6 protein-coding genes are annotated in these 10,574 nt (G+C 49.9%); 5 read left to right on the forward strand and 1 reads right to left on the reverse strand.

Annotated features, from left to right (window positions below; translation table 11 throughout):
- Positions 1-87: 87 nt before the first annotated feature.
- A complete protein-coding gene (locus C1G53_RS13655; RefSeq protein WP_153046631.1) occupies positions 88-6,360 on the reverse strand; it encodes a hypothetical protein in 6,273 nt (2,090 codons plus the stop codon).
- Between the two features lie 250 nt (positions 6,361-6,610).
- On the opposite strand from C1G53_RS13655, the gene C1G53_RS01735 reads away from it, so the two are divergent.
- From C1G53_RS01735 to C1G53_RS01760, 5 genes are all read left to right on the forward strand, one after another.
- Positions 6,611-8,509 (forward strand): ABC-F family ATP-binding cassette domain-containing protein, encoded by a 1,899-nt coding sequence (locus C1G53_RS01735; protein WP_105117448.1) that lies wholly within the window; start codon positions 6,611-6,613, stop codon positions 8,507-8,509.
- A 323-nt stretch (positions 8,510-8,832) separates the two neighbouring features.
- Entirely contained in the window at positions 8,833-9,309 is a 477-nt protein-coding gene (locus C1G53_RS01745; RefSeq protein ID WP_105117450.1) for a DUF3955 domain-containing protein, read from the forward strand.
- 1 nt (position 9,310) lies between these two features.
- A complete protein-coding gene (locus C1G53_RS01750) occupies positions 9,311-10,138 on the forward strand; it encodes a putative RNA methyltransferase (protein ID WP_105117451.1) in 828 nt (275 codons plus the stop codon).
- A 120-nt stretch (positions 10,139-10,258) separates the two neighbouring features.
- On the forward strand, positions 10,259-10,339 hold the full coding sequence (locus C1G53_RS01755) for a 23S rRNA methyltransferase attenuator leader peptide ErmL (RefSeq protein WP_032501554.1): 81 nt from the start codon (positions 10,259-10,261) through the stop codon (positions 10,337-10,339).
- Positions 10,340-10,463: 124 nt separating this feature from the next.
- Positions 10,464-10,574, forward strand: a 111-nt coding sequence (locus tag C1G53_RS01760) for an rRNA adenine N-6-methyltransferase family protein (protein ID WP_221929317.1), incomplete at its 3' end; no start/stop codon positions are given.

Here is a 10,574-nt window from a genome sequence, read left to right on the forward strand (position 1 = left end):
TACCTACAAGGTTGTAGATGCTAAGGGTGTCACAATTTACGAAGGAACTAATCCAGCGATTTCGTCAAACTTATTGCGAGCGGGTGTTTATTCTGTCACAGTTTCTGCGACGGATTCATATGGCGAAAAGACTGTAAAAACGTTTAGTTTAACGGTTACAGATAGGGTTTCGGTTTCCAATTCCATAAGTTTATCTGCTTCTGAATCGGCTTCAACTAGCGCAAGCACAAGTGCTTCAACTTCAGCAAGTACCAGCGCTTCAACTAGCGTAAGCACATCAGCTTCAACGTCGGCAAGTACGAGTGCATCGACCTCAGCAAGTACCTCAGCTTCAACCTCTGCAAGTACTTCAGCCTCAACTAGCGCAAGCACAAGTGCATCGACGTCAGCAAGTACATCTGCGTCGACAAGTGCAAGTACCAGCTCCTCGACAAGTGCAAGTACCTCTGCTTCAGCGTCAGCAAGTACTTCAGCGTCAACAAGCGCAAGTACCAGTGCATCGACGTCAGTAAGTACTTCAGCGTCAACAAGCGCAAGTACCTCAGCTTCAACGTCAGCAAGCACAAGTGCTTCAACCTCGGCAAGCACGTCCGCATCGACTAGCGCAAGTACTTCAGCCTCAACTAGCGCAAGCACAAGTGCATCGACGTCAGCCAGCACAAGTGCCTCAACGTCGGCAAGTACTTCAGCCTCAACTAGCGCAAGTACCAGTGCTTCCACGTCAGCAAGTACGTCAGCATCGATAAGCGCAAGTACGTCTGCGTCCACGTCGACAAGTACATCTGCGTCGACAAGTGCAAGTACTTCAGCCTCAACCAGCGCAAGCACAAGTGCTTCCACGTCAGCAAGTACGTCTGCATCGACCTCTGCAAGTACTTCAGCCTCAACCAGCGCAAGTACGAGTGCATCAACCAGCGCAAGTACGAGTGCATCAACTTCTGCAAGTACCAGTGCTTCCACGTCAGCAAGTACGTCTGCATCGACCTCTGCAAGCACGTCCGCATCGACAAGCGCAAGCACCAGTGCTTCAACCTCAGCAAGTACATCAGCTTCAACTAGCGTAAGTACCTCAGCCTCAACCAGCGCAAGTACTTCAGCCTCAACCAGCGCAAGCACCAGTGCTTCAACGTCGGCAAGTACTTCAGCCTCAACCAGCGCCAGCACGTCCGCTTCGACCAGTGCAAGTACCTCTGCTTCAACTAGTGCAAGCACCAGTGCTTCAACTTCAGCAAGTACTTCAGCATCAACTAGTGCAAGCACCAGTGCTTCAACTTCAGCAAGTACTTCAGCATCGACTAGTGCAAGCACGTCTGCCTCAACTAGCGCAAGTACCAGTGCTTCAACTTCAGCAAGTACTTCAGCATCAACTAGTGCAAGCACCAGTGCTTCAACTTCAGCAAGTACTTCAGCATCGACTAGCGCCAGCACGTCTGCCTCAACGAGTGCAAGTACCAGCGCTTCAACTTCAGCAAGTACTTCAGCTTCAACTTCAGCAAGCACCAGTGCTTCAACGTCGGCAAGTACGTCTGCATCAACAAGCGCAAGCACAAGTGCTTCAACCTCAGCAAGTACATCAGCTTCAACTAGCGTAAGTACCTCAGCCTCAACCAGCGCAAGCACCAGTGCTTCAACGTCGGCAAGTACTTCAGCATCAACCAGCGCCAGCACGTCCGCTTCGACCTCTGCAAGCACGTCCGCATCGACAAGCGCAAGCACCAGTGCTTCAACCTCAGCAAGTACATCAGCTTCAACTAGCGTAAGTACCTCAGCCTCAACCAGCGCAAGCACCAGTGCTTCAACGTCGGCAAGTACTTCAGCCTCAACCAGCGCCAGCACGTCCGCTTCGACCAGTGCAAGTACCTCTGCTTCAACTAGTGCAAGCACCAGTGCTTCAACTTCAGCAAGTACTTCAGCATCAACTAGTGCAAGCACCAGTGCTTCAACTTCAGCAAGCACATCCGCATCGACCAGCGCAAGCACCAGTGCTTCAACCTCAGCAAGTACGTCTACATCAACCAGCGCAAGCACCAGTGCTTCAACCTCAGCAAGTACCAGCGCTTCCACGTCGGCAAGTACGTCAGCATCGACCAGCGCAAGCACCAGCGCTTCAGCGTCAGCAAGTACCTCAGCATCAACTAGCGCAAGTACGAGTGCCTCAACCAGCGCAAGTACCAGTGCATCGACCTCTGCAAGTACCTCAGCGTCAACCAGCGCCAGCACAAGTGCTTCAACCTCGGCAAGCACGTCCGCATCGACAAGCGCAAGTACCAGTGCTTCAACGTCGGCAAGTACGTCAGCTTCAACTAGCGCAAGTACATCAGCGTCAACTAGCGCAAGCACCAGTGCTTCAATGTCGGCAAGTACTTCAGCATCAACTAGCGCAAGCACCAGTGCTTCAATGTCGGCAAGTACTTCAGCATCAACTAGCGCAAGTACCAGTGCCTCGACGTCAGCCAGCACAAGTGCCTCAACGTCGGCAAGTACCTCAGCGTCAACCAGCGCAAGCACCAGTGCTTCAACTTCAGCAAGTACCTCTGCCTCAACCAGCGCAAGCACATCAGCTTCAACGTCGGCAAGTACGTCTGCCTCAACCAGCGCAAGTACGAGTGCTTCAACTTCAGCAAGTACATCAGCGTCAACTAGCGCAAGTACTTCAGCATCAACCAGCGCAAGTACTTCAGCATCGACAAGCGCAAGTACCTCAGCTTCAACGTCAGCAAGCACTTCAGCTTCAACCTCGGCAAGTACGTCTGCATCAACCAGCGCAAGCACAAGTGCTTCAATGTCGGCAAGTACTTCAGCATCAACTAGCGCAAGTACCAGTGCCTCGACGTCAGCCAGCACAAGTGCCTCAACGTCGGCAAGTACCTCTGCCTCAACAAGCGCAAGCACAAGTGCTTCAACTTCAGCAAGTACGTCTGCATCAACTAGCGTAAGCACATCAGCTTCAACGTCGGCAAGTACGTCAGCATCGATAAGCGCAAGTACGAGTGCTTCAACTTCAGCAAGTACCTCAGCGTCAACTAGCGCAAGTACCTCTGCCTCAACCAGCGCAAGTACGTCAGCGTCAACCAGCGCAAGCACCAGTGCTTCAATGTCGGCAAGTACTTCAGCATCAACCAGCGCCAGCACGTCCGCTTCGACCAGTGCAAGTACCTCTGCTTCAACTAGTGCAAGCACCAGTGCTTCAACGTCAGCAAGTACGTCTGCATCGACAAGTGCAAGTACGTCCGCTTCAACAAGCGCAAGCACAAGTGCTTCGACGTCAGCAAGCACAAGTACTTCAACATCGGCAAGCACGTCCGCATCGACTAGCGCAAGCACAAGTGCTTCAACGTCAGCAAGTACGTCAGCATCGATAAGCGCAAGTACGTCTGCGTCCACGTCTGCAAGTACATCTGCGTCGACAAGTGCAAGTACTTCCGCATCAACCAGTGCAAGTACGAGTGCCTCGACGTCCGCAAGTACGTCCGCTTCGACGTCAGCAAGCACGTCAGCCTCAACGTCGGCAAGTACATCTGCATCAACAAGCGCAAGCACGTCCGCTTCGACCTCAGCAAGTACGTCTGCATCGACAAGTGCAAGTACGTCCGCTTCAACAAGCGCAAGCACCAGTGCTTCGACGTCAGCAAGCACAAGTACTTCAACATCGGCAAGCACGTCCGCATCGACTAGCGCAAGCACAAGTGCTTCAACGTCAGCAAGTACCTCTGCATCAACAAGCGCAAGCACCAGTGCTTCGACGTCAGCAAGTACATCAGCGTCGACCAGTGCAAGTACTTCAGCTTCAACAAGCGCAAGCACAAGTGCCTCAACTTCAGCAAGTACCTCTGCATCAACCAGCGCAAGTACGTCAGCGTCAACCAGCGCAAGCACCAGTGCTTCAATGTCGGCAAGTACTTCAGCATCAACTAGCGCAAGTACCAGTGCCTCGACGTCAGCCAGCACAAGTGCCTCAACGTCGGCAAGTACCTCTGCATCAACCAGCGCAAGTACGAGTGCCTCAACGTCGGCAAGTACCTCTGCGTCGACAAGTGCAAGTACTTCCGCATCAACCAGTGCAAGTACGAGTGCCTCGACATCAGCAAGTACGTCCGCTTCGACGTCAGCAAGCACGTCAGCCTCAACGTCGGCAAGTACATCTGCATCAACAAGCGCAAGCACGTCCGCTTCAACAAGCGCAAGCACAAGTACTTCAACATCGGCAAGCACGTCCGCATCGACTAGCGCAAGCACAAGTGCTTCAACGTCAGCAAGTACGTCAGCATCGATAAGCGCAAGTACGTCTGCGTCCACGTCTGCAAGTACATCTGCATCAACAAGCGCAAGCACGTCCGCTTCGACCTCAGCAAGTACGTCAGCATCGACAAGTGCAAGTACGTCCGCTTCAACAAGCGCAAGCACAAGTGCTTCGACGTCAGCAAGCACAAGTACTTCAACATCGGCAAGCACGTCCGCATCGACTAGCGCAAGCACAAGTGCTTCAACGTCAGCAAGTACGTCAGCATCGATAAGCGCAAGTACGTCTGCGTCCACGTCTGCAAGTACATCTGCGTCGACAAGTGCAAGCACATCCGCATCGACCAGCGCAAGCACCAGTGCTTCAACCTCAGCAAGTACGTCTACATCAACCAGCGCAAGCACCAGTGCTTCAACCTCAGCAAGTACCAGCGCTTCCACGTCGGCAAGTACGTCAGCATCGATAAGCGCAAGTACGTCTGCGTCCACGTCAGCAAGTACATCTGCGTCGACAAGTGCAAGTACTTCCGCATCAACCAGTGCAAGTACCAGTGCCTCGACGTCCGCAAGTACGTCCGCTTCGACCTCAGCAAGCACGTCAGCCTCAACGTCGGCAAGTACATCTGCATCAACAAGCGCAAGCACGTCCGCTTCGACCTCAGCAAGTACGTCTGCATCGACAAGTGCAAGTACGTCCGCTTCAACAAGCGCAAGCACAAGTGCTTCGACGTCAGCAAGCACAAGTACTTCAACATCGGCAAGCACGTCCGCATCGACTAGCGCAAGCACAAGTGCTTCAACGTCAGCAAGTACCTCTGCATCAACTAGCGCAAGCACCAGTGCTTCGACGTCAGCAAGTACATCAGCGTCGACCAGTGCAAGTACTTCAGCATCAACTAGCGCAAGCACAAGTGCCTCAACTTCAGCAAGTGCCTCAACGTCGGCAAGTACCTCTGCGTCGACAAGTGCAAGTACTTCCGCATCAACCAGTGCAAGTACGAGTGCCTCGACATCAGCAAGTACGTCCGCCTCAACGTCGGCAAGTACATCTGCATCAACAAGCGCAAGCACGTCCGCTTCAACAAGCGCAAGCACAAGTACTTCAACATCGGCAAGCACGTCCGCATCGACTAGCGCAAGCACAAGTGCTTCAACGTCAGCAAGTACGTCAGCATCGATAAGCGCAAGTACGTCTGCGTCCACGTCTGCAAGTACATCTGCGTCGACAAGTGCAAGTACTTCCGCATCAACCAGTGCAAGTACGAGTGCCTCGACGTCCGCAAGCACGTCAGCCTCAACGTCGGCAAGTACCTCTGCATCAACTAGCGCAAGCACGTCCGCTTCGACGTCAGCAAGTACGTCCGCGTCAACCAGCGCAAGTACCAGTGCCTCGACGTCAGCAAGTACCTCAGCGTCGACAAGTGCAAGTGCTTCAGCATCGACTAGCGCAAGCACAAGTGCTTCAACATCAGCAAGTACATCTGCGTCGACAAGTGCAAGCACCAGTGCTTCAACATCAGCAAGTACATCTGCGTCAACCAGCGCAAGCACCAGTGCTTCAACATCAGCAAGTACCTCAGCGTCGACAAGTGCAAGCACCAGTGCTTCAACATCAGCAAGTACCTCAGCGTCGACAAGTGCAAGCACCAGTGCTTCAACATCAGCAAGTACATCTGCGTCAACCAGCGCAAGCACCAGTGCATCAATGTCGGCCAGCACGTCCGCATCGACTAGCGCAAGCACCAGTGCTTCAACATCAGCAAGTACGAGTGCCTCGACGTCAGCAAGTACCAGTGCTTCAACGTCGGCAAGTACTTCAGCATCGATCAGCGCAAGTACCAGTGCTTCAACGTCAGTAAGTACGTCTGCCTCAACGAGTGCAAGTACCAGCGCTTCAACATCGGCCTCAACGTCGGCAAGTACTTCAGCGTCAACAAGTGCAAGTACATCTGCCTCGACGTCAGCAAGCACGTCTGCGATGACATCTGAAACTGCAAAACCGGCAAAACGGAATGCAGCGAAGTTACCTAACACAGGTGAGACACAGTCTGCAACAGCAGGTATGTTGAGTGCATCAATGTTACTCGGAGCCTTTGCGCTTCTAGCTAAACGTCGCCGCAAGGATCAAGAAGACGATGAAATCTAATAGGATGTGTTGTTCTGTAGTTGGAACTAAGATGATTGAAATAAGGTAGACAAATTTCAGTCAGGACCAACTTAAAAAGAACATACAAAAATAGCTCTATAATTCGTTAGTGGGTAGAACCATTGACGACATATAGAGCTTTTTTCTTGGTAGATGGATTGACTATCTATGTTTTTTGGGAATAGTAGGTGTTACGGTTAGGCTAATTTATGGTACAATAATTCTATGATTATTCTAAGTGGAAACAAGATTGAGCGCTCCTTTGCGGGCGAAGTTTTATTTAACAATATCAATATTCAGGTAGATGAACGAGACAGAATTGCCCTTGTCGGAAAAAATGGAGCAGGCAAGTCCACCTTGCTCAAAATTCTTGTGGGAGAAGAAACAGCGACCAGCGGTGAGATTTCTACCAAGAGAGATCTATCGCTTTCTTATCTGGCACAGGACAGTCGATTCCAGTCGGAAAATACCATTTACGATGAGATGCTCCATGTCTTTGACGACTTGCGGACGACAGAAAAACGTCTACGTGGTATGGAAGAGCAGATGGGCAGTTTGTCTGGTAATGAACTCGACCAGCTCATGAAGACTTACGATAGCTTGTCGGAGGAATTTCGTCTGGCTGGTGGTTTTAACTATGAGGCAGACATCCGTGCTATTTTGAACGGATTTAAGTTTGACAAGACCATGTGGGACATGAAAATCTCTGAGTTATCAGGCGGTCAGAATACTCGACTTGCACTGGCAAAAATGCTGCTTGAAAGCCCAGAACTCTTGGTGCTGGACGAGCCGACCAACCACCTGGACATTGACACGATTGCTTGGCTGGAAAACTACCTGGTGCATTACAAAGGAGCCTTGATTATCGTCAGCCATGACCGCTATTTCTTGGACAAGGTGGCGACACTAACACTGGATTTGACCAAGCATTCCTTGGATCGCTATGTGGGCAATTATTCTCAGTTTGTCGAGCTCAAAGAACAGAAGCTGCAGACAGAGATGCAAAACTATGAAAAGCAGCAGAAGGAAATTGCCAAACTAGAAGACTTTGTCCAGAAAAATATTGTCCGTGCTTCGACTACCAAGCGTGCCCAGGCTAGACGTAAACAATTGGAAAAGATGGAGCGACTGGACAAGCCAACAACTGGGCAGAAGTCTGCCAACATGACCTTCCAGTCGGACAAGACTTCTGGCAATATCGTCTTGACGGTGGAAAATGCTGCGGTGGGTTACGATGGAGACATTCTCTCTCAGCCTATTTCCATTGACCAACGAAAGCTGGATGCCATTGCCATAGTCGGTCCGAATGGTATCGGAAAAACAACCCTGCTCAAGTCCATCATCGGAGCTCTGCCATTTATCAAAGGGGAAGCCAAGCTCGGTGCCAATGTGGAAGTGGGCTACTACGACCAGACCCAGTCGGCCCTGACGCCTTCCAACACGGTCTTGGAGGAGCTCTGGTCCGCCTTTCCGACCACACCTGAAGTGGAAATTCGCAACCGCCTTGGAGCCTTCCTCTTCTCAGGTGATGACGTCAAAAAGTCTGTGTCCATGCTATCGGGTGGGGAAAAAGCCCGCCTGCTCTTGGCCAAGCTATCCATGGAAAATAACAACTTCCTCATCCTCGACGAGCCGACCAACCACCTGGACATCGACAGCAAGGAAGTGCTGGAAAATGCCCTGATTGACTTTGACGGCACCCTGCTCTTTGTTAGCCACGACCGCTATTTCATCAACCGCGTCGCCACCAAGGTCCTGGAAATCTCGGAAACTGGCTCCACGCTCTACTTGGGCGACTATGACTATTATTTGGAGAAAAAGGCAGAGCAGGAAGCAGATGCCCAGCCTGACCAGCTAGAAAGTACCAGCCAATCAGCCGGAGCCATGGACTACCAAGCCCAAAAGGAAAACCAAAAAGAGCAACGCAAACTGGCTCGCCGCATCGAGCAAATTGAGGCAGAAATCGATAGCATCGAAAACCGCTTAAGCGAGCTCAACCAAGCCATGCTAGAAACCAACGACATCGGTCAGCTGACCAATCACCAGAAAGAAATCGACCAACTGACCAGTCAACAAGAAAGCCTCATGGAAGAATGGGAAGAATTATCCGAGCAGATGGGCTAGGTTGACAGGAAGTTGACAAGAGGCTCAAACCCTTGATAGAACAGGATTGCAAGCCAGTCTTGCGGAGTTAGCAAGACCACCTTTCGCTAAAAAAGTCCAGAGCAAGCCAGTCTTTCTTGGCAAACATCGACCAAGAAGCTAAGATAAGTATAGAGATTAGCATCACTTCTCGAAGGTGGTGTCAACATCTCAGCGCAGTGGTTGATTGGCAGATTTGTTCGTGTTGCACACTTCAAATCTGGCCTAATCAACTGTGCGGGGGCGGGACGACGAACTCTTTTTCATTTTTCGAGTTCTGTCCCGCTCCCTGAAAGGAGAAAGAAATGAACTTTGAACAGCAAATCAAAGACTTACGAAAAAAGAAAGGTTTGACTCAGGAACAGTTTGCCCTCAAACTCAATGTGACACGGCAGGCTGTTTCCAACTGGGAAAATGACAAAAATCTGCCCGACTTGGAACTTTTGATTCTCATGTCCTCTGTCTTTTTGATCTCCTTAGATTACCTTATCTTAGGAGGAACTGACATGAACAACATGACAGAAAAACTTGTAAAAGACGGTCGCGAAGGCCGCCGTACCCAGATGCACCTGACCATTACCATTATTGGTAGTTTTCTCATGCTTCTCGGCTTCGTCTGCTTTGTCATCAAGGCAAACTCAGTCGAATATGTCGATGCCAAGGGCATTCTGCATGAAAATTTTTACCTCATTCCAGTCGGCTACTTGCTGGTCTTTACAGGAGCCATTGCCACGCTCCTATCAGGCCTAGCCCTGCACCGCTTTAGAAAAGAATACAAATAAGATGACCAAACACCAACATTTTGCCAATAGCGACCAATTTTTCGCCTGTCCACATTGTGGGCAGGCTCTTGGTCTTGACCTCAACAGCCTCCGCTGTCCCAACCGCCACACCTTCGACATCGCCAAGCAGGGCTATGTCAACCTGGCACCCCAAGTCAAGCAGTCCGCCAACTACCACAAGTCTAGCTTTGAAAACCGCCAGGCCTTTTTAGAGGCAGGCTATTACGACCATCTCTATGAAGCTTTGGAGGGGAAAATAGCAGAGCTGGGCTTGCGGTCTGTCTTGGACATCGGCTGTGGAGAGGGTTTTTATTCCCGTAAGTTAGCCGAGAAAATGGACTTGGACATTCTTGCTTTTGATATTTCCAAGGACTCCATTCTCTTGGCAGCCAAATCTGACAGGACCAAGTCGGTCAAATGGTTTGTCGGTGACTTAACCAAGTTACCTATTCAAGACAAGACAATTGACGGCATCTTGGACATCTTTTCCCCAGCTAATTACCAGGAATTTGCCAGAGTGCTGAAAGTTGGTGGGGCTATTCTCAAGCTGGTCCCAGGACCCAATCACCTCAAGGAGCTCCGCCATTTAGCTAAAGACCAACTCCGCAAGGAGTCCTATGATAACCAGGCTATCGTGGACCATTTCAAGTCTTACCTAGGGCAGGTGGAGCAAGTACTGGTCAGTCGGACCTTGCCGATTAGCCTAGAACATGCCCAAGTCTTGGCAGACATGACGCCCCTCTTTTTCCAAGTGGACCAGTCCAAGTTGGACTTGAGCCAGCTGACCGAGATTACGATTGAGGGACTGCTCTTGATTGGAACTATATAAAAAATAAAGAGTGTGTTGATAGTGCAGTATCTTAAAATTTTGTATAATAGGAATTGAAGTTAAATTAGATGCTAAAAATTTGTAATTAAGAAGGAGGGATTTGTCATGTTGGTATTCTAAATGCGTTATCAAATGCGTTATGTAGATAAAACATCTACTGTTTTGAAACAGACTAAAAACAGTGATTACGCAGATAAATAAATACGTTAGATTAATTCCTACCAGTGACTAATCTTATGACTTTTTAAACAGATAACTAAAATTACAAACAAATCGTTTAACTTCTGTATTTGTTTATAGATGTAATCACTTCAGGAGTGATAACATGAACAAAAATATAAAATATTCTCAAAACTTTTTAACGAGTGAAAAAGTACTCAACCAAATAATAAAACAATTGAATTTAAAAGAAACCGATACCGTTTACGAAATTGGA

This window comes from Streptococcus suis, assembly GCF_002960445.1.
Taxonomy (GTDB): domain Bacteria; phylum Bacillota; class Bacilli; order Lactobacillales; family Streptococcaceae; genus Streptococcus; species Streptococcus hyiners.

Coding starts and splice junctions, on each gene's coding strand:
- C1G53_RS01735 (WP_105117448.1), top strand. CDS start 6,611: ATGATTATTCTAAGTGGAAACAAGATTGAGCGCTCCTTTGCGGGCGAA.
- C1G53_RS01745 (WP_105117450.1), top strand. CDS start 8,833: ATGAACTTTGAACAGCAAATCAAAGACTTACGAAAAAAGAAAGGTTTG.
- C1G53_RS01750 (WP_105117451.1), top strand. CDS start 9,311: ATGACCAAACACCAACATTTTGCCAATAGCGACCAATTTTTCGCCTGT.
- C1G53_RS01755 (WP_032501554.1), top strand. CDS start 10,259: ATGCGTTATCAAATGCGTTATGTAGATAAAACATCTACTGTTTTGAAA.